Genomic DNA, 25,057 nt, shown 5'->3' with positions numbered 1-25,057 from the left:
TTCAATCGGCCTTGTCAGCGGAAGGGGCGGAATTCTGCGCGCGACGCGAGACGGGCGCAAGGTGCAGGGCGCCGCGCGTGACGCCAATGGACAGCGCCTCCAGCCAATGGCCCATCAGGCTGAACAGATCGCCCGCGCCGACCTGGCGGTTGGCGGTCTTGAGCACGCGGCCCAGGCGCAGGTCATCGCCCGGCTGCTCCGGCGGCATCTTCAGCAGATCACGCAAGGATTCTTCAAATGGGTCGTGCATATGCACCTCGCCTGTGTGAGGTGCTTGACGCCCCCACCACCTCAAAAGTCACACCTAGAGCCAACGCAAGCGGCGGAAGACCCACCACTGGAACACCGCGATACCGCCAATCAACACGCAGGCCACCGCGAAGCCATAGGGCGCCTGCTGCCCCGGAATTCCGCCGACGTTGATGCCCAGAAGCCCCGTAACAAAGCTCATGGGCAGGAAAAAGCCGGTAATGATACCAAGCAGATACATGGTGCGGTTCATTCGTTCGGTAATTCGACGATGCTCGGCCTCCTGGATCAGGCTGATACGCTCACGAATCAGCTCCAGCTCTTCCAGGTTGCGCGTCAGCCGGTTGTACAGCTCGTTCCAGTAGTCGGCGTCGTCGGCGACCGTCCAGGACAGCTTGAACTTGACCATCTGCGCGTAGATATCGCGCTGAGGCGAGAGGTAGCGACGCAGCCCCGCGGCGCGCAGACGCAGGGTCCGCAACTGGTGCTGGTCGGGAATGCTGCGCTCATCCTCCTCGATGGCTTCCTCCATGGTGTCGAGCTGGTCGGCCAGGCCGCCGATCAGCGTATCGACCCGGTCCGTCAGGTAGTGCGCCAGGTACAGCACCACTTCCGAGGCGGTTTTCGGACCACGCCCGGCAGCCAGATCGGTGCGCAGGTCGGCCACGGCCTTGAGCGGGCGCATGCGCAGGGAAATCACCCGCTGCGACTCGGCGTAGACGCGCAGCGACACCATGTCCTCGGGCACCGCGCCTGGATTCAGGTTCACCCCTCGCAGGAACAGCAGCATGCGCTCGCCACCCAGATCGACCAGGCGCGGACGGGTCGCTTCCTCCAGCAGCAGGTCACAGGCGAATTCATTGAGCCCGCTGGATTCTCGCAGCCAGCTTTGCGCTTCCGGGACGCCGCGGTCCCAATGCACCCAGAGACTCTCCTCCGGCTTGAGGTCCAGCAGCGGCAGTTGGCTGCGGGTGATCCCACGGGCGCCGCCGCGTCCATCGAGCACGAAGCCGTCGATCAAGCCCCGCTCGGTGCCACTTTCGTATACCTGCATGCCCTCTCCCGCGTTCGCCCCTGGGGCCCCCATGAAAAATGCCGGAAACCTTCGCTTCCGGCATTGACTCCAATCGAGCTCGGAGGTTCGATTTATTCCGGCATTTTCAACGCTTTAGGCGAGACGATGATGCCGTTGTTGTCGGCATAGACGAACTCGCCTGGGCGGAAGGTGATGCCACCGAAGGTGACCGCCACGTTCAGATCGCCAATGCCGCGCTTGTCGGTCTTCATCGGGTGGCTGGCCAGCGCCTGCACGCCCAGGTCGGTCTGCGCGATCACATCCACGTCACGGATGCAGCCGTACACCACGATGCCTTCCCAGCCGTTCTTCGCCGCCTTTTCCGCCAGCATGTCACCCAGCAGTGCGCGGCGCAGCGAACCGCCGCCGTCCACCACCATGACCTTGCCCTTGCCGTCCTTCTCGACCTGCTCCTTGACCAGCGAGTTGTCCTCGAAGCACTTGATGGTGACGATCTCGCCACCGAAGGAGTCCCGTCCGCCGAAGTTGCTGAACATCGGCTCGACGACCTGGACCAGCTCCGGGTAGGCATCGCACAGATCGGGGGTGACGTAATGCATGGAGACGCTCCTCTTGATGAAAACGGACAAGGCAATCCGGCCCAGACGTGACCGAAAGGCTCACTGGCGTCACAGTCTACCCGCTACTGCGTCGACGCGGAACGCTCAAGCCTGCGCCAGAGCGCCCTGCCCGGCCGGCAACGCTCCCCGCTCCAGCCAGTGCTGCAACAAAGGCCAGACTTCACACTGCGCGCCCTTGCTGATCAGCATCTCGACATGGCCGAAGTCCTCGGAGAATCCGTGACGCCTGCCCAGGCGCAGGTATTCCCGCACCTCGGAGCCAAACTGCTCCAGCAGCTGGCGACAGGCCCAGGCCGGGTCCTGGTAATCACCATCGGAGGCCACCGCCAGCACCGGCACCTTGACGTCCTGCAAGCCACCCCACCAGTCGTTGTCCTGTTCGCCAAAGCGCCCGAACAGGCTGTACCAGCGCAGGGTTTCCAGCGCCAGGCCAAGGGGCTCATCTTCAGGACCACGCTTGAGACGCGAACCGGACAAACCACCCAGGCGCTTGAGCAGGAAACGGCCGCTCCAGGCAACCGGCGGCAGCTTGAGCGGCCAGTAGGTACGGCTGATCTGGCTGCCACACAGTGCCACGCTGGCCGCCAGCCCCTCGTCCAGATAACCGCCACCGAGCGCCGCCGCCAGGGTGATGCCGCCCAGGGAATGGCCAATCCAGTGCGGCGCCTGGCCGCACTGTTCGACGATAAAGCGGGCGATCGCCGGCAGATCGAAACGGGCGTAGTCGGCCACGCGGTTGCGGTCGTAGTCCTGGTTGCGCGGAGAAAGCCCGTGCCCGCGCATTTCCGGAATCCAGACGTCGAACCCGGCGCGCACAAGGTAGGGGCCGAAGCCGATGCACTTGGGCGAATACCAGAATCGACGGTTGGAGAAGCTGCCGTGCAGGAGGATCACCGGCACGCCGCGAGGGCCGTCGCGCATCCCGAGACGGGTGAGCACCAGCTCGACACTGGAGTCAGGGCTATTGCCCGGCTTGAGGCGGTACACGTCCTCGGTGAGGTCACCGCGGAACTCTGCGCTCAGGAGCGCAACGGGAAAAAGTTGACTGCTGCTTTGCATGGAATCGACTGGCACAAAAAAGGGCGGGTGAAATCACCCGCCCTTTTCTTAGAGGGTAGAGGAACCGTCAGGACTGGCCTTCGGCGAGGAAGAACCAGGTATCGAGGACCGAGTCGGGGTTGAGCGACACGCTCTCGATGCCCTGCTCCATCAGCCACTTGGCGAGGTCCGGATGGTCCGACGGACCCTGGCCACAGATGCCGATGTACTTGCCGGCCTTGTTACACGCCTGGATGGCATTGGACAGCAGCTTCTTCACGGCCGGGTTACGTTCGTCGAACAGGTGCGCGACGATGCCCGAGTCACGATCCAGGCCCAGGGTCAGCTGGGTCAGGTCGTTGGAGCCGATGGAGAAGCCGTCGAAGAATTCGAGGAACTCATCGGCCAGCAGGGCGTTGGACGGCAGCTCGCACATCATGATGACGCGCAGGCCGTTCTCGCCACGCTTGAGACCGTTGGTGGCCAGCAGGTCGACGACCTGGGAGGCTTCGCCCAGGGTACGCACGAAGGGCACCATCAGCTCGACGTTGGTCAGGCCCATCTCGTTGCGGACCTTCTTCATCGCGCGGCATTCGAGCTCGAAGCAGTCGCGGAAGGATTCGCTGATGTAGCGCGAGGCGCCACGGAAGCCGAGCATCGGGTTCTCTTCTTCCGGCTCGTACAGCTTGCCGCCGATCAGGTTGGCGTATTCGTTGGACTTGAAGTCCGACAGACGCACGATGACCTTCTTCGGCCAGAAGGCGGCGGCCAGGGTGCTGACGCCCTCGACCAGCTTCTCGACGTAGAAGCCGACCGGATCGTCGTAACCGGCGATGCGCTTCTCGACGCTGTCCTTGATGTCCGCCGGCAGGCTGGCGAAGTTCAGCAGCGCCTTGGGGTGCACGCCGATCATGCGGTTGATGATGAATTCCAGGCGGGCCAGGCCCACACCTTCGTTCGGCAGCTGGGCGAAATCGAAGGCGCGGTCCGGGTTACCGACGTTCATCATGATCTTGAACGGCAGCTCCGGCATGGCATCGACCGAGTTCTGGCGAATGTCGAAGCCCAGTTCGCCCTCGTAGATCAGGCCGGTGTCGCCTTCGGCGCAGGACACGGTCACGCGCTGGCCGTCCTTCAGGGCGGCGGTTGCGTTACCGCAGCCGACGACCGCCGGGATGCCCAGCTCACGGGCGATGATCGCGGCGTGGCAGGTACGGCCACCACGGTTGGTGACGATGGCGCTGGCGCGCTTCATCACCGGCTCCCAATCCGGGTCGGTCATGTCGGAGACCAGCACGTCGCCCGGCTGGACCTTGTCCATCTCGGATACGTCGTGGATCACCTTCACCGGGCCTGCGCCGATGCGCTGGCCGATCGCACGGCCTTCCACCAGGACCTTGCCCTTTTCCTTAAGCAGGTAGCGCTCCATCACGGTAGCGCTTACGCGGCTCTTCACGGTCTCGGGGCGGGCCTGGACGATGTACAGCTTGCCGTCGTCGCCATCTTTGGCCCACTCGATGTCCATCGGACGCTCGTAGTGCTTCTCGATGATCAGGGCCTGCTTGGCCAGCTCGATCACTTCGGCGTCGGACAGGGCGAAGCGCGCGCGATCGGCCTTCTCGACGTCGACCACCTTGACCGACTTGCCGGCCTTGGCTTCTTCGCCGTAGACCATCTTGATGGCCTTGCTGCCCAGGTTGCGACGCAGGATCGCCGGGCGGCCGGCTTCCAGGGTCGGCTTGTGGACGTAGAACTCGTCGGGGTTCACCGCGCCCTGCACCACGGTCTCGCCGAGGCCGTAGGCGCCGGTGATGAACACCACGTCACGGAAACCGGATTCGGTGTCCAGGGTGAACATCACGCCGGCGGTGCCGGTTTCCGAACGGACCATACGCTGTACGCCGGCGGACAGGGCGACCAGTTTGTGGTCGAAGCCCTGGTGCACGCGGTAGGCGATGGCACGGTCGTTGAATAGGGAGGCGAAGACTTCCTTGGCCGCGCGGATCACGTTGTCCACGCCGCGGATATTCAGGAAGGTCTCCTGCTGGCCGGCGAAGGAGGCGTCCGGCAGGTCTTCGGCGGTGGCGGAGGAACGCACGGCCACGGCCATGTTGTCGTTGCTACCAGCCATCTCGGCGAAGGCCTTGCGGATCTCGGCATCGAGGCGGGTGGGGAACTCGGCGTCCATCACCCACTGGCGAATCTGCGCGCCGGTCTTGGCCAGGGCATTCACGTCATCCACATCGAGAGCGTCCAGCGCAGCATGGATGCGATCGTTAAGGCCGCTCTGCTCGAGGAAGTCACGGTAGGCCTGGGCGGTGGTAGCGAAACCACCCGGTACGGAAACGCCGGCACCGGCGAGGTTGCTGATCATTTCGCCCAGGGATGCGTTCTTGCCCCCCACATGTTCGACATCGTGGACGCCGAGCTTATCGAGGGAAACTACGTACTCTACCAAGGTGATCTCTCCACTAAGGTGTTGGAAAAGGTCGTACGGGCCGGTGCGGCGCCACTCTTCTGGCCCGGGCCAGAAAAATGAGTAAGAATGCCCCGGCAAAGGGCCTTGCAAACGCGCGGCCTATCATAGCCAAGAAACGTTCCTACCTTAAGGCCCGCAGCGCATATGAAACGAACTGCATTTTTCATTTCCGACGGCACCGGCATTACTGCTGAAACCCTCGGCCAGAGCCTTCTTGCGCAGTTCGAGAACATCAATTTCGTCAAACTTACGCGACCTTACATCGATACCGAAGAAAAAGCGCGCGTCATGGTACAGCAAATCAACAATGCTGCCGAGGCGGACGGGGCGCGCCCGATCATCTTCGATACCATCGTAAACCGCGAGATCCGTTCGGTCCTTGCGCAGTCCAACGGTTTCATGATTGACATCTTCTCGACGTTTTTGTCCCCGCTCGAGCAGGAATTGTCCGCAGACTCGTCGTATTCCGTCGGAAAGTCCCACAGCATCGGCCACAACTCCAATTACATGGAGCGTATCGACGCGGTCAACTTCGCGCTCGACAACGACGACGGCGCCCGCACCCACTACTACGACAAGGCCGACCTGATCCTGGTCGGCGTGTCGCGCTCGGGCAAGACCCCGACCTGCCTCTACATGGCCCTGCAGTATGGCATCCGCGCTGCGAACTACCCGCTGACCGAGGAAGACATGGAGCGCCTGCAGCTGCCCAATGCGCTCAAGCCCTACAAGCACAAGCTGTTCGGCCTGACCATCGACCCCGACCGACTCACCTCCATCCGCAACGAGCGCAAGCCCAACAGCCGCTACGCCAGCTTCGCCCAGTGCGAGTTCGAGGTGCGCGAGGTGGAGAACCTGTTCCGCCGCGAGAACATCGCCTACATCAACTCGACGCATTTCTCGGTGGAAGAGATCTCCGCCAAGATCCTGGTCGAGAAAGGCGTGGAGCGCCGGCTCAAGTAACAGTCGCCAGGTCGCGAGATCACCTCGTCGATGGCCGGCATCGTCGGCGTTCGACTTTCGGCAGCCTTCCGCCAACGCGCCTATCATTCTGTGGACCCGTAATCTACCGTGGCGCTTTTTCCACGGGCCGGGCATTCCCCGGCACAGGCACAGGAGAGCGCCATGCGCGAATGTCAGCACCTGATTCTGGTCGCCCTGCTGGCGTTAGCGGGCTGCGACAAGAGCGAACCGCCCAACGCCAAAGCCGCCGCCCCCGCTACCCCGACCGCCAGCCAGCCAGCCGCCGCGCCACCTGCGGCACCAGCGGCCGCCCCAGCGCCACCCCCAGCTCCCGCTCCCGCGGCTGCGGCCCCCCCGGCCGCTCCGGCAACGTCTTCCCAAGCGGTGTTCACCACCGAACAGCTCGACCAGATGCTCGCGCCGATTGCGCTGTACCCGGATTCGCTGCTGGCGCAGGTACTGATGGCCACGACCTACCCGGGCAACGTGGCAGACGCTGCGGCCTGGGTCAAAGCCCACCCTGGCGTCTCCGGCGACGAGGCCGTGAAGCAGGTTGCCAACCAGCCGTGGGACCCGAGCGTCCAGTCGCTGGTCGCCTTCCCTGTCGTTTTGGCCACGCTGGAGCAGGACCCCGTCTGGGTGCAGCGCGTCGGCGACGCCTTCCTGGCCCAGCCTGACGCCGTGATGGACTCCATCCAGCGCCTGCGCCGTCAGGCCCAGGCCGCCGGCAACCTGAAGTCGAATGAGCAGCAGACCATCAGCATCAAGCCGGCCGCGGCGCCCCCTCCAGCCTCCGGCGGCGACACCGTGGTGGTGCAACAGCCGGCGCCATCGCAGACGATCATCATCGAGCCGACCAACCCGCAGGTGGTCTACGTTCCCAGCTACAACCCCAACCAGGCCTATGGCACCTGGGCCTACCCTTCCAGTCCGCCGCCCTACTACCCGCCGCCGCCCCAATACGAATACCCTGTGGCCACCGCACTGGCCACGGGCCTCGCCTTCGGCGCCGGCATCGCTATCGTCAACGAGCTCTGGGGCGACTGCGACTGGGACGACCACGAGATCGACGTGGATGTGGAGCACTACAACAACTTCAACAGCAACCGGAACGTGAACCGGAACGTGAACCGCGAGCTCACCGGCAATCGGCAGGTCAACGGCAGCAATCGCGCCACCTGGCGTCATGATCCCACCTACCGCAATGGCGTGCCCTACCGCGACGCCGCCAGCCGCGAGCAGTACAACCGCCGGCTCTCTGGCGGCGATCAGCGCGAGGCCATGCGCGGCTTCGACTCCGCCCGTGCGCAAGAACGGTCCCGGGCCCGCGAAAGCCTGACCCAGCGTGGCATCGAACCGCCTGCGCTGAACAATGCACAGGCTCGCGACCGCGCCCAGGCAGCCACTCGCGACTTGCGCGACAACCAGCAAGCCCTGCAACAGCGGCCCCAGCAAGGCAACCAGCTGCGCGACAACCAGCAGGCCCGCGATCGCGCCCAGGCCGCCACGCGCGACTTGCGGGACAACCCTGACGCCCGCCAACGCTCGCAGAACGTGGCGCAGAACCGCAGCGCACAGTCGCAGCAACGGTCACGAGCACAGAACAACACGAAAATCCGCGAACAGGCCCGGCAGCAGAGCGCCAGGAGCCAGGCGCCGCGAAACAACGCCTTCGCCGGAGCCAACAACCCAAGGCAATCCCGCGTCGCCGCCGACCGAGGACAAGCTAGCCGCGCCGCCGCCAGCAGGCCGCAAGCACAGGCATCACGCGCCGGCCACACCGTACAACGCCAAGCCCGCGCGCCGTCCGGCGGCGGCGGACGGCGCCGATAGGAGACGACTCATGCATGTCGCATCGCGCCTGTTGGCGCTCGCCCTCCTGGGCGCACTGCCCTGCAGCCTGCTGGCGCAGGAAACCTTCCCCACGCCGGAAGCTGCCGCCGACGCCTTCGTCGCCGCGCTCGGCACTGAAAAGGCCGACCCGGAACGCCTGGCCGCCCTGCTCGGCACGGACTGGCGTAGCTACATCCCGCCGGAAAACATCGACCGCGAGGAGGTAGATGCCTTCCTCGCGCATTACAAGGACAAGCACCAGATTGAGAAGGACGGCCCCGACCGCGCCCGCCTGGTGGTCGGCAACGACCCATGGTCGCTGCCCCTGCCCATCGTGCACGAGCAGAAAGGATGGGCCTTCAATGCCAAGGCGGGCGGAGAAGAAATCCGCATCCGTCGCATCGGCCGCAACGAAGACGCAGCGATGGAGGCGGTACAGGCCTATCACGACGCGCAGATGGACTTTGCCGAAGTCGATCGCAATGGCGACGGTGTACTGGAGTACGCGCAGAAGTTCGTCAGCAGCGACGGCCGTCACGATGGCCTGTACTGGCCGGAGGAAGAGAACGGTGAGGAAAGCCCGCTCGGGCCGCTGTTCGGCGATGAACTCCCGGACGGCGGCTGGCACGGCTACCACTACCGGATACTCACCGCCCAGGGTCCGTCGGCACCCGGCGGCGCCTATGACTACATGATCGGCGGCAAGATGACCCGCGGCTTCGCCCTGATCGCCTGGCCGGTCCGCTATGGCGACACTGGCGTGATGAGCTTCATGATCAGCCACGACGGGGAGGTCTTTTCCAAGAACCTGGGCCCCAATGGCGACAAGATCGCCCTGAAGATGACCCGCTTCGACCCCGATAGCAGCTGGAGCGAAGTCACCGCCCCACCATCCCCCTGAGCCACCATCGGGCTCAGCCACCGCCTGGCAATCAGGCCCCGGCATTACGGGCGCGATTGCCGCGCCCTGACGTCCCGCCCGCATGGGCGGGGCGTCACGCGCCCGCAACAAATCCCCTGCCAAGGCGCCAACCGACTGTCGCCACGTAAAAACCGCATGGTAGAATCCGCCGCGCTATTGCCTGGCGTCCCTGGGCCCCGCCTGGTGGCAATCCGGCCCTGCCCACGCGTGGGTGACAGCCGGGACACCCACTTTCCAAGGCTTTGCGGCCACCCACGCATCAAGACCTATGAGACTCACGCCCACTGCCCTGCTGCTCCTCTGCATCGCCCTGTTTTCCGGCGCCAGCGCCGCTGCCGGCAAGACTGTCTACGGCCTGAATGAATACGCCCGCATCGACGACCTGAGCCTGGAACTGGCCGCCAAACTCGACACCGGCGCCAAGACCGCCTCGCTCAGCGCCCGCGACATCAAGCGCTTCAAGCGCGACGGCGAGACCTGGGTGCGCTTCTACCTGGCCACCGACACAGCCGACAGCCAGCCGATCGAAAAACCCCTGGCGCGCATCAGCAAGATCAAGCGCCGTCATGGCGACTACGACCCCGAAGAAGGCAAGGCCTATACCGCACGCCCGGTGATCGAACTGGATGTCTGCATGGGCAAGATCAGACGCACCATCGAAGTGAACCTTACCGACCGTAGCGCCTTCCAATATCCGCTTCTGATCGGCTCCGACGCGCTCAAGCGATTCGGCGCCCTGGTCGACCCAAGCCTGAAATACGCCGCCGGCAAGCCCGGTTGCCAACCCGTAGCGAAACCTGCCGAGTAATCCCATGCGCTCTCTTACACTGCATCTGAAGGTCCTGATCGCCATCCTGCTGACGCTGGGCGTTGCGATCACCGCCTATCAGATCTTCATCCTCGGCATCCCGATGAGCGAGGCCGAGACCGACGACTTGTGGAACATCGACGCCAAGGTCGAATTCGTTGCCACGCCGAAGACGCCGGTGAAGGTGCAGATGTTCGTGCCGCCGCTGAGCCAGAACTACGTCAGCCTCAATGAGAGTTTCGTCTCCAACAACTACGGTGTGGGCATCAACCGTGCCGACGGCAACCGCAAGGTGACCTGGTCCTCGCGTCGCGCCAGCGGCCAGCAGACCCTCTATTACCGCCTGGTGCTGACCAAGCGCTACGCCGGCACCAACGGCGAGAAGCCCAAGGAAAAAGGCCCGATCTTCCGCGACAGCCTGCCTCTGGAAGGCCCCGAGAAAATCGCCGCCGAAGCCCTGATCGCCCCCATCCGCCAGCACTCGGCGGACGTCGAGACCTTCGTCAGCGAAGCCATCAAGCGCGCCAACAACCTCAGCGACGACAACGTCAAACTGTTGCTGGCCGGCGACACCAGCCTGGAAAAACGCTCCCACGTGGTCGAGACCCTGCTGGCCATCGCCCACGTGCCACTGGAGCGCGTGCATACCATCCGCCTGGTGGCCAACCAGCCGCAGCAGCCCGAACTCTGGCTGCGCAGCTTCAACGGCAAGGAGTGGCTGTACTTCAACCCGGAAAGCGGCGAGCGCGGCCTGCCCGCCGACCGTCTGATCTGGTGGCTGGGTGACGAAAGCCTGCTGTCCATCGAAGGCGGCAAGAAAGTCCAGGTCAACTTCAGCCTCAACAGCAGCGAGATGAATGCCATCCGCCTGGCCAAGCTGTCGGACGAGAACACCGACGCGGCCTTCCTCGAGTACTCGCTGTACGGCCTGCCGCTGTCCACCCAGCAGACCTTCCAGATCATGATCATGATCCCGTTCGGCGTGCTGGTGATCCTGGTGCTGCGTAACCTGATCGGCATCCAGACCCTGGGCACCTTCACCCCGGTGCTGATCGCCCTGGCCTTCCGCGAAACCGGCCTGCAGTGGGGTATCGGCCTGTTCACCGTGATCACCGCGCTGGGCCTGTCGCTTCGCTCCTACCTGGAACACCTGAAGTTGCAGATGCTACCGCGCCTGTCGGTGGTGCTGACCTTCGTGGTGGTGATGATCGCCGCCATCAGCCTGCTCAGCCACAAGCTCGGCTTCGAGAGCGGCCTGTCGGTCGCCCTGTTCCCGATGGTGATCCTGACCATGAGCATCGAGCGCCTGTCGATCACCTGGGAAGAGCGCGGCGCCGCGCACGCCATGAAGGCCGCCATCGGCACTCTGGTCGCAGCCGCCCTGGCGCACATCCTGATGCGCATTCCGGAGCTGGTGTACTTCGTGTTCACCTTCCCGGCCGTGCTGCTGATCCTGGTGGCGTTCATGCTGGCGATGGGTCGCTACCGCGGCTACCGCCTGACCGAACTGTTCCGCTTCCAAGCCTTCCTCAAGGACTGAGCCATGTTCGGCCTGATCAAGCGTTGGAAAGCCCTCGAAGCCAAAGGCATCATGGGTATCAATCGGCGCAACGCGGACTACGTGCTCAAGTACAACCAGCGGCACCTGTACCCGATCGTCGATGACAAGATCATTACCAAGCAGCGCGCCATCGAAGCGGGCATCCACGTACCGGAAATGTACGGGATCATCTCCACCGAGAAGGAGATCGAACGCCTGCCGGAAATCATCGGCGAGCGTAACGACTTCGTGATCAAGCCGGCGCAGGGCGCCGGCGGCGACGGCATCCTGGTGATCGCCGACCGTTTCGAGGGGCGCTACAAGACGGTCTCCGGGCGGATCATCAGCCACGAGGAGATCGAGCACCAGCTATCGAGCATCCTCACCGGCCTGTACTCCCTGGGCGGCCACCGTGACCGCGCGCTGATCGAGTACCGGGTGACCCCGGACCAGATCTTCAAGAGCATCAGCTACGAAGGCGTACCGGACATCCGCATCATCGTGCTGCTGGGCTACCCGGTGATGGCCATGCTGCGCCTGCCGACCCGCCAGTCCAACGGCAAGGCGAACCTGCACCAGGGCGCCATCGGCGTCGGTGTGGACCTGGCCACCGGCCAGACCCTGCGCGGCACCTGGCTGAACAACAAGATCAGCAAGCACCCGGACACCACCAACGCGGTGGATGGCGTGCAGCTGCCCAACTGGGACGGCTTCATGAAGCTCGCCGCCGGCTGCTACGAGCTGTGCGGGCTGGGCTACATCGGCGTGGACATGGTGCTGGACCAGGACAAGGGTCCGCTGATCCTCGAACTCAATGCCCGCCCTGGCCTGAACATCCAGATCGCCAACGACTGCGGTCTGACCCTGCGCACCCATGCCGTCGAGGCGCACATCGCCGAGCTGGAAGCCCAGGGCGTGAAGGAGACCGTGGAGGAGCGCGTGCGCTTCGCCCAAGAGTTGTTCGGGCACGTAAAGCCGAAGGAAATCTGAGGCGCCCTGCCCCATGAAAAAGCCCGGCGATTGCCGGGCCTTTTCTTTTGCGGTGCTGGCTTCGCGGACAAGGTCCGCGCCTACAGGAAGCGGCGATCCATCGTAGGATGGGTGGAGCGGAGCGATACCCATGCTGTCGCGTGCAGAATCGATGGGTTTCGCTTCGCTCTACACCATCCTACGGAGAGTTCCTGCGCTCTCAACGCACCACCGCCAGCTCGAACCCGCCCTGGTCACCATGCTCGCGCACCTTCATCCCCGCCTCGTTCACCGCCAGGCTTTCCAGCGGACGCTTGTAGGGCTTGTTGTCGAGGGTCTGCAGGCTGCGATCCTCGTCGGTGGTGAGCAGCAGCACGTAGCGCTCGCCCTGGTTGGCGCGCACTGGCACCGTGCCTTCGATGAAGGCGTAGCGGTACCAGGTTTCCGGATTGAGCTTGTACACCGCATCGCTCACCAGGCGGGTCGGGCGCTTGCGTTCGTCGAGGAACAGCAGCGACGGATACACCACCTGGTGGTTGGCGAAGCTGCGCACGCGCAGGCCATAGACCCGCTGCGAGCTGGGCAGCTTCATCGCCACGAAGTAGCTCTTGCCCATGGGGAAGTCGAAGCTCGGAGAGAACTTGTTCAGTTCTTCATAGCGCGGCTCCTCCACGCTCAGCTCGGTGAAGTCGCCGTCGGCCATCTGCTCGCAGCAGCGGCGCTGCAGGTCCTGGTAGAGATCGTCAAGGGTCTTGCCGCTGCCCTTGAGCAACGCCTTCATGGCATCGCTTTGTTCGCCGCTGCCATCCAGGCCGGGCAGCTCCGGCGGGCGCGACTTGAAGTCGATCTGCCGGCCCTCGGTGTAGGCGACTTTGCCACCGCCCTGCTCGCCCCGGCGGAACGCTTCGGCACGCTGCTCGGCACTGATCGGCGAGTTGTGCATGCGGCCCTTCTCGTCGACCCAGGTGTAGTACGGGTTGCCGTTCTCGCTGCGAACGAAGCCCTTGTCCTCGTAGGATTCGGCGTCGATGTACTCGGAAGAGTGGTCGCCATTGGGCAGCACGTAGTCGGCGCGGCCCGGCGGCACCTGGCCGGCAGCATAGAAGCTGTTCTGGATGTTCCCCTGGGCATCGACCCAGGTGAAGTAGCGACGCTTGCTCTCCCCGGCCGGCTGCGTGCCCGGCCACTGGGTGCCGGAGGCGTCGAGCTGGCGCGCCCGGTCGCTCTGGTCGATGCGCTTGTCGGCCTGGCGCTGCTGCTGGCTGAAGCTGGCGTCGACGAAGGTGTTGTGCACCTGGCCGTTGTCGTCCACCCAGGACAGGTATCGCCCGCTGGCCGCCTGCATTGCCGGGGCGGCGAGTCCGGCGGCGATCAGACAGCCCGTCAGCAGAGTCCGCTTGCCCATGTCCGATGCCCTCAGAAAGTCGTCCGATACGTCATGGCGAAGATATAGGCCTTCACCGTGGTACTGACGTCAAGCCCCGCGTAGGGGTTGTAGACCAGGTTGTCGATGCCGGTGCAGTTGATGTTGCAGCTGGTGCCGGCCTTGATGCTCTGCTTGGAGACGAAGTAGTTGAAGCCCAGGTCGATCACCGTGTCCTTGTCCCACTGGTAGCCCATGCCGAGGCCGTAGAGGTCGGCATCGCCGATCGGCACCAGGGCGTCGGCCTTGTCCTTGGGGATCGCCGAAGGACGGTACTCGTAGCCGGCGCGCAGCTGCAGGCGATCGTTGACGTCGTACTGCATGCCCATGGCGTAGCTCCAGGTGTCCTGGTAGCCGCGGTCGAGAATGATGCTGTGATCGGTGGCGCCGTTGGGGGCGAAGTTCTTGGCGATGCGCAACAGGTCGAGCTCCTTGTCGAACTCGATTTCCAGCTTGTTCCAGTCGCTGTAGTCGGTCCACTTCAGGTCGAAGTTGAACTGCCACTTGTCGAACGGGCGCACCTTGATGCCGGTGGAGAAGCTGTCCGGGTTGACCAGGTTCATCGTCGCCACGCCGTGCTCCTCGTCGGTATTGCCGTAGGGGAACAACGGGCTGAGGAAGGCGCCGAACACCGAGCCCTGCAGGCCGGACCAGAAGCCCTGCCAATCCTTGCTGTAGTCGACCCGGTACTTGCCCTTGAGGTGCATGCGCGACTCACTCTGGTAGGTCGCGCCCCAGGCGAACCAGTCGCGGGGTTCCCAGAGGACACCGAGGTTGAAGCTCGGCGAGAGGGTCTGCTGCATGTCCAGCTTCAGGTTGGCCAGCGAGTCGTAAGGGCCGATGCGGCCGCCGCAGACGTTGAACACCAGTTCGACGATCTCCTGCGCACCGGGCACGCAGGTGGTGTCGTGCAAAGTTTGCAGCAGGCCGGTGAGCAGGCCGGGGTTACGGAAGTCGGTATCCAGCGCCATCGCCTGGTGCGAGAAGCCGATCGACAGACCCGCCGAAAGCGTGTCGTTGATCTCGTAGCCCACCGAGGGCGAGAAGTAGGTGATGCGCTGCAACGATACTCGACGCCCTTCGTAGCGCGCCGGGTCACTGTCGGAGTCGCGCGAGTAGCCCAGCGCCTGCGGTGCGTAGACGTTGGTGGCGAAGGTGAACTTCGACCCCGGCGGATTGATCGACAGGCCGGCCAGCGGTGCCACCAGCAGCGGCATGTCGGTCATCCCGCCCAGGCCCGGCAGGTACATGGTCGGTGTCAGGGTACGGCTGCTGCTGTTGGCCACCGGGTCGTCATCGATGCCGAAGGCGGCGGAGCCGTAGTTCGGCGGTGCCTTGAAGTCGGCGCGGATATCCATCACCCCGGTGACCAGCTTGAGCTGGGTCTGCCGGCCCTTGAGCTTGGTCAGGGCAGCGGGGTTGTAATGCACCGCATCGATGCCGGTGGAATCGGCGGTGACGGCGTTGGCCATGGCCATGGCCTTGGGGTTTCCGATGGTCAGGTCGTTGGCCAGTTGAGCGCCGGCCAGCGACGACCAGCCAAGACTCACCCCTGCCATCGCCAGGGCGAGTGGCGAAATGCGCATTGTCATGTGGTGTTCGCTCGTCGGTTACTGGGCTTTGAGGCCTTGGATATCCAGGGGAAGGGAAAGCCCCAGCAGCACATCCGGCGAGTCTTCGGTCAGACCGAAACCGGCGTTCACGTTGACGATGTAGTCGGGTGACGTTCGCAGGCCGAGCGAGAAGTTCATGATCGCGCTGGTCTGTTCGGGCGCCTCCACCGTTCGGTCGTTGAAGTAGTACTTGTTCTTCAGCGAGTAGGCCATCTGGTAGGAGGTGGCGAGCGAGACGTCGTAGGACAGCGCGTACGCCATGCCCATGGCGAAGTTGATGGTGTCGCCGGGCACCACCTTCTCCAGTTCTTCGCCGTACTGGTACTGGTGGATGCTGTCGACCTGCATGTTGTAGGTGTAACCAAGCGAGCCGTAGAGCACGACCGGGTCGATCACGTAGGAGGTGTTGGCCCCCACGCCCAGGCTGTAGTAGCCGTTGCCGGTGGAGACGTCCTTCTCGACGTTCATGTCGTACGGGCTGTCGCCGGTGGGCAGGCCGAGGGTGGCGTAGAGGGTGGTGACCGGTCGACCGCGGCGCGACTCCCAGGGTTGCCAGCGCAGGGTCGCGGAGATGTCGCCTAGGCTGTAGGCATGGATGTCGCGCTCGGTGTCGTACTTGGCCACGAACGGCAGGCGCATGCTGAAGGTCAGGTTGTCCCAGATGCCGTAGTCGAAGGTGAACGAGTTGGTGAAGGTGTGCTGCGCCTCGCTCTGCGCCAGCACGCTGTAGACGTTTTCACCGGCGCGTACGGCCTGGATGCGGGTGTCGCGCATCAGCGAGTAATCGAAACCGTAGGTGAGCTGGCGCTCACCCTTCTTGAGCAGGGTGTAGCTCTTCTCGGTGGCCTGGAACACCTGCTCGAGCGCCTTGGCGCTGTCGGCGTCGGTGTCCTTCTTGGCCAGCGCATCGCGTGCATCCTCGGACGACGCCTCATCCGCCGCATCGGCGGTGCTGACCAGCAAGGCCAGAGCGGCAACGCACGCAAACCCCTTCAAATTCATGTTGCTATCCCCTGGTCTTGTTCTTATTCGTATGGGCCGATCGGACAATCACTTGCGCCGGATGTACTGGACATCCCCCTTCGTGGCGGCTTCACCAATCTGGTTCTGGGTGAGCTTGCTCATCTCCGGGAACTCCCGGAAAGCCAGCAGGCTGACGGTGCGGTCATCCACTAGGCGCATGTCGCTGTCCTGCAGCGCCAGGGCATTCCTGGGCTCCTGGCCACTGGGGTAGATGACGAACAGGACGTTCTGGTCCCAGATATCTTCGAAACGGGCGCGGGTGAAACTGATGTTGCCCAAGGCAGGATCGGCAACGAAAACGTGGTCGTTGTAGACGTCGCGGACCACGACGAAATGCTTGAAGCCGGCATAGTGGATCGGCACCAGCGCCGGGTGTTCGAGCGAGTCCAGGTCGGAGAACTCGGCACGGAAGCCACCACTCTTGTAGCCGAGTGCGGCGGCGTAGCGCTTCATGTCCAGAAGCGAGAACCCACGGCGCTGGACGATCTTGTCGGCCTCGCCGTACTTGATCAGGCCCTCCATGACCTGACGCTCTTCCAAATTGCGCCCCAGGTAGTAGTCCAGCAGTGTGGTCAGCGCCGCCGAGCCGCAGCTGTAGTCATAGGCCTGGTGGATGACATTGCGGAACTGCACCTGGCTCATCGGTTCAAGCTGCACCGACTCGCGGAGCGGACCATTGGGTGTGAGCTGTTGCGAGATGTTCACTGTGCCCTGCGGTTGTGGCTTGGTATCCACGGCCTGGGTAAATCCGAACAGCCCCAGCAGGCTTCCCAGCAGAATCTCGAACATCCCACCCCCTACTACTCAACACCCGGAAGGACCTTGCCGGCAGGCGCCGGCAAGGGTTACTGCGCGTGCAACCTCGGGGATCAGTGACCCCAGACCTTCACGGTGGAGCCCGCCAGGTTCAGGTTGGAAACGGTCAGGGAGCCGATGCTGTTGCCAGTAGCGCCAACCTTGATGGCGTCGACGGTCACGTCGCCAGTCACGGAGGGCAGGCCGATAGCGAGCTGTTGGGTGGCAACAGCGGTGCCGCCACCGGCCGGGGTGATGTTGGTGGTCACCACGTCGATGGTCATCGGGGCGTTGTCGGCGATGGTGATGCTGGGCAGGTGGATGCCCGACAGAACCAGGGAACCGCCGCCGGCGTCGGCGTCCTTGTAGGTGATGGAGCCGATCTGTGCGTTGAAGGTACCGGCGATGCTGATACCGTCCTGGCCGGTCACACCGGACAGAGCAGCGTCATCCATGGATTGCATGTCGGCATGTGCCAGGAACGGAGTAGCCAGAACTGCGCTTGCAAGAACCAGTTGCTTGATTTTTTTCATTGTTATTTCTCTCCAGTGTTCAGGTGGGTTGCCCCAGGCACTGCAAGGGGCGTCCTGCCCCGCTGCAGGTCGGCCAGCTACGCCGGCCGTCCAGACCCACGACTGCTTCCCTAGGCGTCGTGGGTATGGATTCGTGAAGCACCATGCTTCGCGTCCTGATCTCCAAGCTACTGACCCGCCCCCCACCTGCCAGCCCATCCAAGGGATGGCGCAACCCCACCGTCTGACTCAGGCTTCGCTGAGCAGCCCCAGGCTCTTGCCCTTGAGTACCGCCTGGGTCCGGCTGCGCACGCCGAGCTTGGCGAACAGGTTGTGCAGGTGCCACTTGATGGTGGCCTCCGACAGATGCACCGCCTGGGCGATATCCCGGTTCGACAAGCCCGCCGCCACGAGCCGCAGGATCTCCCGCTCTCGGTGACTAACATCTTGATTTTCATCGAAACTTTCAGGGTCAACAGAGAGCCGTCGGCATTGCTCGCGAAGCATTTCCGCCACCCCTTGCCAGGCCGAGGCCCGCTTGGGCTCGGCGACCTTCCAGGCTTCCCACAGCGGTAGCAGCCACAGGGCATCGTCCTGGAACAGCCGGCGGTAACCCAGGTTCCACGCCTCTTCCAGCGTTGGCGCGAACAGGGCAAAGGCCTTTTCGCTGTTACCTTTCTGCCAAAACGCCACAGAAAGTAACAACGACAGACGCAACCGCCGGTCGCGCTGGAAGGGTGAGGTGAAGCCCGCCAGGCAGGCTTCCAGACGCTGTTGCGCACGCTCGGCATGGCGCTCGGACAGCGCCAGGCGCGCCTCCGCCATCACCAGCGCGGCCTGGGCATCGGCGTAACGCTCGGTGGAGAGCCCGGAAAGATGCCGCCCCAGTTGCAGGCACACTCGCTCCGCCTCGTTCGGCCGGCGCATCCACAACAGCAGTTGCACCTTGCAGCTCATGGCCAGCGCATAGACCCGCTCGTAGCCCGGCGACTGCAGGCCGACCAGCCATTCGTCGAGCTGGGCCAACCCTTGCTCGGACTCGCCGGCGAAGAAGCGCGCCTTGGCCATTACCAACTGACCACGGCTGAGCAGCTCCACGGGCGTGGCGACGTCGCGCCAGGTGGTCGCCAACGGCAGCTCGGCGAGAATCGCGGCGTGCCGATCCTGCTCATAGAGAATGTCCGCATAGGCCAGCGACAACGGCCCACCGACCCGGCTGCGACGGCCGAACACCCGCTCCACCCGGCCGCGCGCGCTTTCGGCAATGGTGCGACCGCGCTCCAGCTCGCCGCGCTCCTTGCAGATCAGCGACTCGATCATGCTCGCCACGACCTGCAGGTATTCGCTGTCGGCCATGCGCAGGCATTCGCGGGCGACCCCGATGGCGCTCGCCGCATCGGCATAGTCCCCCAGCAGCGCGTAGGCCGCCGCCTGGATGCACGACAGGCTGGCGCGGAACACCGGCTGGTTGCCCGGCACCAGCGCCAGCCACTGGCGGGCCACCTTCAGGCAACCCTCCAGCTTGTCCTGATACAGCAGCACCAGCGCCTTGAGCACCTGGGCCACCGCCAGCAACTCGGCCAGGCCGAAATTGCGCACCTTACCCTGCCCCTGCAGCAGCCGGACGCTGAGCTCCTCGATCAGCGCCTCGGCCTCGGCGAACTTCTGCTCGAAGGCCAGTTGCCAGGCATAGAAGATCTGGAATACCGGATGCTCGCGGATCACCTCCGCCGGGATACTGCCGAGCATGCCGAGGATGCCGTACACACGGTTGCCGGCAATCAGCCTGGCGCCCTGGCGCTCCAGCAGGTCGGCGGCGAAACCGTAGTCGCGGGCGCGCAATGCGTACTTGATCGCGCGGTCGGCCATGTCGTGGCTCTCGCACCAGCGCGCGGCGGCGTGCAGCAGCGGCGTCGGGTCCGAGTGCCGGGCCAGCCTTCCCTGGAGGAACTCGGCGAACAGGTGGTGATAGCGGAACCATTCGCGCTGATCGTCCAGCGGGATGATGAACAACTGCTCGTTCTGCAGCCGCATCAGCATGTCGAGGCCATCGCGGCGCCCGGTCAGTGCGTTGCACAGCTCGGCGCAGAACTCGTCCAGTACCGAAGTCTGGTCGAGGAACTGCTGAAGCGACTCAGGCAGGCTGCACAGCACGTCCTCGGCCAGGTAGTCGGCAAGGTCGCGCTCGGAGCCGGACAAGCCCTTGAGGAACGCCGCACGGTCCGGATGTCGCGCCAGCGCCAGCGCCGCCAGGTGCAGCGCGGTGATCCAGCCCTCGGTGCGCTTGTGCAGCAGCTTGAGCTCGGCGTCGCTGAGCGACAGCCCCTTGAGCTCGATGAGGTAGGTATCGGTCTCCTCGCGGGTCAGGCGCAGGTCGTCGCCGCTCAGGCAGAAGGTCAGCGGCGCGAGCGCCGGCTCATCGACCAGAAAGCGCGGGCGATAACGAGTGCTGGTGACCAGCCTCACGTTCTCCGGCAGGTGCTCGATCAGGTAGCGCGCACCGTGGGCCAGGGCCGGATGGCGAATCTGGTGGAAGTCATCGAGGATCAGGTACAGCGGGCCATCGAGCCGCCGCAGGTCGGAGAGAAAGGCATCGATGATGCCCTCCAGCGGCAACGTCATGTCCGACTGCAACAGGTTCGAGGTGTTGACGCCGAAGCCTTCCTCGACGCTGCTGATGCTCGCCACCAAATACTGCACCAGGCGCTGCGGCTCGCTGTCGCCCTCATCGCAGGACAGCCAGGCCACCCGCGCCCCGCTCTGCTGCAGGCGTTGGCGGAACAGGCTGAGCGCGGTGCTCTTGCCGAACCCCGCCGGCGCGCTGAGCACCAGTACCCGCTGCTGGCGGGCGGCGAACAGGCGATCGATCAGCGCACGGCGCGGCAGTAGAACGGTGCTGTCGGTGCGCGGCGGGAACAGTTTGGTACGCAGCAGCGGCATCGGCGGCTGCGGCAGGGAGGTCAGGGTCGTCATTCAGAGCAGACTCAGCTCGCGGGCACGGCGGATCGCCTGGGTACGATTGCGTACCTTGAGCTTCTCGTAGATGTTGTGCAGGTGCCATTTGACGGTACCGAGCGCCAGCGACAGCTGTCGGCCGATCTCCTCGTTGGAGAGCCCCTGCGCGGCCAGGCACACCACCTCGCACTCACGGTCGGTCAGACCTTCCTCGAGCGCTTCGGGCGACCTGCGTGCTTCCTGCCCCGGCCATACGCTCAGCATTCCCCGAATGAATGCCTGCAAGGCCGGTTGTCGCTCAGTGGATTCCAGCTGCTGCAACAGCTGGCGAATCCCCTCACCTTCTTCGATGAAAATGCTCCGCACCCCTTCCCGCTCGGCGCCGACCAGACATTGTCCGAGCAGGCTATGGGAACGTTCCTGGTACCCCAGGCGCTGGTAGCTCAACGCCGCCAGCAGGTCCAGACGCAGACGCTGCAGGCCATGCCACCCCGGCTGCAGCATGCCGCGCAGCTGGGTGATCTCGTGCAGCGCCTCGCTGAAATGCCCGCGCGCCTGCAACAGGCGCACACGACTGATGCCCAGTACCCAGAGCACCGGGTTGAACGGCATCTGCTTGTAGTGGCTGGCGAGCTTCTGCCAGTCGATGGCCTTCAGGCGCTGCTCGGCACGCTTGCAGCGATCGGCGGCCGGCTCCTGGAGGATCAGGTTGATTTCCTCGCCCACTGCCATGGCGAAGAAGCGCCAGGAGTGGTTGCGCGAGGCCAGGGTCTGCATCAGCCCGAGGGTGCTCAAAGCCTCCTTGCCGCGCCCCTGCAGGCGCTGGATGCGCGCCAGGCACTGCATGCCCTGGGCATAGAGATCGATCGGGTTGATCACGTCGACCCGCCCCAGCGCCCAGCGCAGGCGCTCTTCGAGGCCGTCGATGTCGGTGCGGTAGTAGGCGGTCAGCGCCTCGGCGATAGTCGGCAGCGCCAGGGCCTGGGAACGCTTGTCGAACAGCGGCATGGCCTGCTGGCGGAGGCGCTCGATAAGCAACTGCGCCTGCTTCACCTGGCCCTGCTCCAGCGCCAGCAGCACCTCGATGGTGGAGAGCTGCATGTGCAGGTAGCGGCCATCGAGGAAATGATTGCGCTGCTGCGCCAGCCCCATCAGCCGCCGAGCCTGGTCGGCCTGTCCGCGCACCACCTGGGCGAAGGCGGCGATCAGCAACACGGCACCCTCAAGGAATGCCGAATTGCGCCCCAGCTGACTCTCGACCTTGCGGGCCAGGGTGATGCACTGCTCCAGGTCGTCCTTCTGCAGCGCCAGCACGGCCTTGACCGCCAACGCAGAGAGGTACTGGTCACCCATCGGGCCGCTGCCCTTGTGGTCGCCCCAGCGCGCCAGCAGCTCATCGATCATGCGGTTGGCTTCGGGCAGGCTGAGCTCCGAGGCGCGGGTCCAGACATCGCTGAGCACCAGGATCGGATAGCGCTCGGCGATCTCGTTGGGCACATGGCGGCGCCAGCGCGAGATGAGGTACAGCTGGCCGCGGTTGATCAGCTCCAGGCCGCAGCCATCCACCAGCGCGGCAAGCATCTCCGGGTCCTCGGCGAGGCACGCGTGCTCGATGGCCAGGGTCGGCATGTGGTGGTTGGTGAACCACAGGCTGGCGTTGAAGTGCAGTTGCTTGAAGCGCTCCGGATCACGCTCGCGCAGACGCTCACGGAGGAAGTCGGCGAACAGTTGGTGGAAGCGGTACCAGTGGCGGTCACGGTCCAGCGGCAGGAGGAACAGCTGCATGCTGTCCAGACGCTCCAGCAAGGCCTGGCCATCCTGGCGGCCGGTCAGGGTGTTGGCCAGGTCGCCACTCAGGCGATTGGCGATGCCCAGCGCCAGCAGCGCGTCCTGGGTATCGCCCGGCAGGCGTTCGAACACCACCCGCAGCAGGTAATCGCCGACGGCAGCCTTGTCGGCGCTGAGCGGCTTGAGGTCTTCCGGGGTGCCCGGCTGCTGGCGCAGCCACAGGCTGACCAGGTGCACACCGGCCACCCACCCTTCGGTCTGGCTGTGCAGGCTCTGCAGGCAGCTATCGTCCAGTTGCAGGCCGTCGCGGGCGAGGTATTCGCGGGTTTCGTCCTGGCTCAGGCGCAGCTCGTCCAGGCCGATTTCCAGGAGTAGGCCCTTGGCGCGCCAGGTAGCCAGGTTCAGCGGCGGTTGCGAGCGGCTGCCAATGGCCAGGGTGAGCCCGTCTGGTGCGTACTGCACCAGACGGTTGAGGCCGGTGAACACGTCGGCGTGGTTGATCGCGTGCAGGTCGTCCAGCACCAGCAGGACCTTGTGCTCATGGCGCGACAGGTCGATCAGCAGGCTTTCCATCACCGCCACCACCGGCACGCGCATGGTGTTCTGCAGGTAACCCTGCGCATCCTCGCCGATGCCCGGCAAGGCGCCGGACAAGGCCTGGATGAGCTTCAGGCAGAAGCGGCCGGGGTCGTCGTCCTGTTCCTCTAGCGAAATCCAGGCGACGGCTTCGCCGCTATGTTCACGCGCCCTGGCCAGCGCCGCGAGGGCGGTGGTCTTGCCAAAACCGACCGGCGCGGTGAACGAAAGCACGGAGGCGTATGGATGACGATCCAGAGCGTTCTGGAGTCGGGGACGCATCAAATAATCAGCAGGCACCTGAGGGGGTGTTAATCTGGAGCGCGAAAGGCTGCCGGCTGCGGGCTCAAGTACTACATCCACGGCCTGTATCCCTGTGTCATTATCGTTGTGGTACGGAGCATAATCCCCGCGGGATAATTCAATTCTTAACAGAATGCATTCCCTACGTAAACTGAAGAAATGGCTCTAGGATCGATGATTCAGACGATCTGAAACCTCCCATTCGCCTTGCACGCTTTCACTCATGCCTCACTGTTTCATACACCCTCTTCCCTATCAGGAAGACCCTGGTGATCGCTTCGCCCTGATCCATCGAGCACCCGGCGCCGTCCTGCTGGACGCCGGCCGCCCTTTTGCCACCCGTGGACGCTATGACCTTCTGAGCGCCTGGCCATTGGCAGAACTGGCACCGACCGCCGACGAATCGGCCAAGGGCTTTTTTGCCCGGGTAAGAAGCGCATTGCAGAGCCTCGGCGAAGCCCGATTGCCGGAAAACCGCGAATTGCCATTCGTCGGCGGAATGATCGGCTATCTGAGCTACGACTTCGGTCGCCGCATCGAACGCCAGGACGCGTCCGCGCTCGACGACCTCGACCTGCCCGACGCCCGCCTCGGCCTTTATGCCTGGGCGCAGGTGACCGACCACCAGGAGCGCACCAGCCAGCTGGTGTTCCATCCGGCCCTGGCGCCGAGCGAGCGCGAGCGGCTGATCGCGCTGTTCGAGGGCAATGCGCAGGCCGAGCCGCTGCCGCCCTTCCGCCTGGATGCCCCCTTCCGTCCGGACCTCGCCCGTGAGCAATACCGCGACGCCCTGGACCAGGTGCACCGCTACATCCTCGCCGGCGACTGCTACCAGGTGAACTACACCCAGCGCTTCCGCGCACCGTGCAATGGCTCGCCGTGGCTGGCCTACCGCGCCCTGCGCGAGGCCTGCCCGACGCCGTTCGCCGGCTATCTAGAGCTGCCGGAGGGCGCGGTGCTGAGCCTGTCACCGGAGCGTTTCATCCAGCTCCACGGCCGCCAGGTGGAAACCCGTCCAATCAAGGGCACCCGCCCGCGCGGCGTAACGCCCGAAGCGGACAAGGCCAACGCCGAGGCACTGCTGGCCAGCGAAAAAGACCGCGCCGAGAACCTGATGATCGTCGACCTGCTGCGCAACGACCTGGGCCGCAGCTGCCGGCCCGGCAGCGTGCGAGTGCCGGAACTGTTCGCGCTGGAGACCTACCCCAACGTGCATCACCTGGTCAGCAGCGTCTCGGGCGAGCTGGCGGCCGACAAGGACGCCCTCGACCTGCTCGAAGGCAGCTTCCCGGGCGGCTCCATCACCGGCGCACCGAAGGTCCGCGCCATGCAGATCATCGACGAACTGGAACCGACCCGACGCAGCATTTACTGCGGCAGCCTGCTCTACCTCGACGTGCGTGGGGAAATGGACAGCTCCATCGCCATTCGCACCCTGCTGGTGAAGGACGGCCAGGTCAGTTGCTGGGGCGGCGGCGGCATCGTTGCCGACTCGGACTGGCAGGAGGAATACGAGGAGTCGCTGACCAAGGTCGGCGTGCTGCTGCGGACGCTGGAAAGCCTGTGAACCTCAGTGCCCACCTGTAGGAGCGCGCCATGCCCGCGATCGCGC

The 25,057-nt window shown here is 64.6% G+C and carries 19 protein-coding genes; 7 read left to right on the top strand and 12 right to left on the bottom strand.

Going from position 1 to position 25,057, the window contains the following annotated elements; genetic code table 11:
• Position 1: 1 nt before the first annotated feature.
• The 5 genes from GA645_RS10890 to ppsA form a co-directional block, all read right to left on the bottom strand.
• Positions 2-256, bottom strand: coding sequence for a CrfX protein (locus tag GA645_RS10890; protein ID WP_178119517.1), 255 nt, complete (start codon positions 254-256; stop codon positions 2-4).
• Between the two features lie 48 nt (positions 257-304).
• Positions 305-1,303 carry a zinc transporter ZntB gene (locus GA645_RS10885; protein WP_152222603.1) on the bottom strand — a complete coding sequence of 333 codons (999 nt, stop codon included), beginning with the start codon at positions 1,301-1,303 and terminating at the stop codon, positions 305-307.
• A gap of 92 nt (positions 1,304-1,395) precedes the next feature.
• Positions 1,396-1,884 (bottom strand): ribonuclease E activity regulator RraA, encoded by a 489-nt coding sequence (gene rraA, locus GA645_RS10880; protein ID WP_152222602.1) that lies wholly within the window; start codon positions 1,882-1,884, stop codon positions 1,396-1,398.
• 105 nt (positions 1,885-1,989) lie between these two features.
• Entirely contained in the window at positions 1,990-2,964 is a 975-nt protein-coding gene (locus GA645_RS10875) for an alpha/beta fold hydrolase (protein ID WP_152222600.1), read from the bottom strand.
• 67 nt (positions 2,965-3,031) lie between these two features.
• Entirely contained in the window at positions 3,032-5,401 is a 2,370-nt protein-coding gene (ppsA, locus tag GA645_RS10870; protein ID WP_152222598.1) for a phosphoenolpyruvate synthase, read from the bottom strand.
• 165 nt (positions 5,402-5,566) lie between these two features.
• Between ppsA and GA645_RS10865 the strand changes: the two genes are divergently transcribed.
• The 6 genes from GA645_RS10865 to GA645_RS10840 all read left to right on the top strand — a co-directional run bounded on the left by GA645_RS10865 (position 5,567) and on the right by GA645_RS10840 (position 12,478).
• Entirely contained in the window at positions 5,567-6,385 is an 819-nt protein-coding gene (locus tag GA645_RS10865) for a pyruvate, water dikinase regulatory protein (RefSeq protein WP_152222596.1), read from the top strand.
• 162 nt (positions 6,386-6,547) lie between these two features.
• The gene (locus tag GA645_RS10860) at positions 6,548-8,218 is read left to right on the top strand and encodes a DUF3300 domain-containing protein (RefSeq protein WP_152222594.1); all 1,671 of its coding nucleotides are present in this window, start codon (positions 6,548-6,550) and stop codon (positions 8,216-8,218) included.
• Between the two features lie 10 nt (positions 8,219-8,228).
• Complete coding sequence (locus tag GA645_RS10855; RefSeq protein WP_152222592.1) at positions 8,229-9,119, top strand: DUF2950 domain-containing protein; 891 nt, start codon at positions 8,229-8,231, stop codon at positions 9,117-9,119.
• A 289-nt stretch (positions 9,120-9,408) separates the two neighbouring features.
• Positions 9,409-9,948, top strand: a complete 540-nt coding sequence (locus GA645_RS10850) for an ATP-dependent zinc protease (RefSeq protein ID WP_152222590.1) — start codon at positions 9,409-9,411, stop codon at positions 9,946-9,948.
• Between the two features lie 4 nt (positions 9,949-9,952).
• A complete protein-coding gene (locus tag GA645_RS10845; protein WP_152222587.1) occupies positions 9,953-11,488 on the top strand; it encodes an inactive transglutaminase family protein in 1,536 nt (511 codons plus the stop codon).
• 3 nt (positions 11,489-11,491) lie between these two features.
• Positions 11,492-12,478 carry an alpha-L-glutamate ligase-like protein gene (locus GA645_RS10840; RefSeq protein WP_152222585.1) on the top strand — a complete coding sequence of 329 codons (987 nt, stop codon included), beginning with the start codon at positions 11,492-11,494 and terminating at the stop codon, positions 12,476-12,478.
• Between the two features lie 199 nt (positions 12,479-12,677).
• Here the strand turns inward: GA645_RS10840 and GA645_RS10835 are convergent, their stop codons facing one another.
• The 7 genes from GA645_RS10835 to GA645_RS10805 all read right to left on the bottom strand — a co-directional run bounded on the left by GA645_RS10835 (position 12,678) and on the right by GA645_RS10805 (position 23,505).
• Positions 12,678-13,862, bottom strand: a complete 1,185-nt coding sequence (locus tag GA645_RS10835; protein ID WP_152222583.1) for a MalM family protein — start codon at positions 13,860-13,862, stop codon at positions 12,678-12,680.
• A gap of 11 nt (positions 13,863-13,873) precedes the next feature.
• On the bottom strand, positions 13,874-15,472 hold the full coding sequence (locus GA645_RS10830; RefSeq protein WP_152222581.1) for an outer membrane protein transport protein: 1,599 nt from the start codon (positions 15,470-15,472) through the stop codon (positions 13,874-13,876).
• Between the two features lie 18 nt (positions 15,473-15,490).
• Positions 15,491-16,495, bottom strand: coding sequence for a transporter (locus tag GA645_RS10825; protein ID WP_152222579.1), 1,005 nt, complete (start codon positions 16,493-16,495; stop codon positions 15,491-15,493).
• Positions 16,496-16,543: 48 nt separating this feature from the next.
• Complete coding sequence (locus GA645_RS10820) at positions 16,544-17,305, bottom strand: C39 family peptidase (protein ID WP_152222577.1); 762 nt, start codon at positions 17,303-17,305, stop codon at positions 16,544-16,546.
• Between the two features lie 80 nt (positions 17,306-17,385).
• Entirely contained in the window at positions 17,386-17,844 is a 459-nt protein-coding gene (locus GA645_RS10815) for a DUF6160 family protein (RefSeq protein WP_152222575.1), read from the bottom strand.
• A gap of 228 nt (positions 17,845-18,072) precedes the next feature.
• Positions 18,073-20,796, bottom strand: a complete 2,724-nt coding sequence (locus tag GA645_RS10810) for a helix-turn-helix transcriptional regulator (RefSeq protein ID WP_152222573.1) — start codon at positions 20,794-20,796, stop codon at positions 18,073-18,075.
• Positions 20,797-23,505 carry a helix-turn-helix transcriptional regulator gene (locus tag GA645_RS10805; RefSeq protein WP_152222571.1) on the bottom strand — a complete coding sequence of 903 codons (2,709 nt, stop codon included), beginning with the start codon at positions 23,503-23,505 and terminating at the stop codon, positions 20,797-20,799.
• 163 nt (positions 23,506-23,668) lie between these two features.
• On the opposite strand from GA645_RS10805, the gene pabB reads away from it, so the two are divergent.
• The gene (gene pabB / locus GA645_RS10800; protein ID WP_152222569.1) at positions 23,669-25,012 is read left to right on the top strand and encodes an aminodeoxychorismate synthase component I; all 1,344 of its coding nucleotides are present in this window, start codon (positions 23,669-23,671) and stop codon (positions 25,010-25,012) included.
• Positions 25,013-25,057 lie beyond the last annotated feature (45 nt).

This window comes from Pseudomonas sp. SCB32, from assembly GCF_009189165.1.
In the GTDB taxonomy this organism is placed as follows: domain Bacteria; phylum Pseudomonadota; class Gammaproteobacteria; order Pseudomonadales; family Pseudomonadaceae; genus Pseudomonas.
This window is presented reverse-complemented; position numbering and strand designations above follow the sequence as displayed.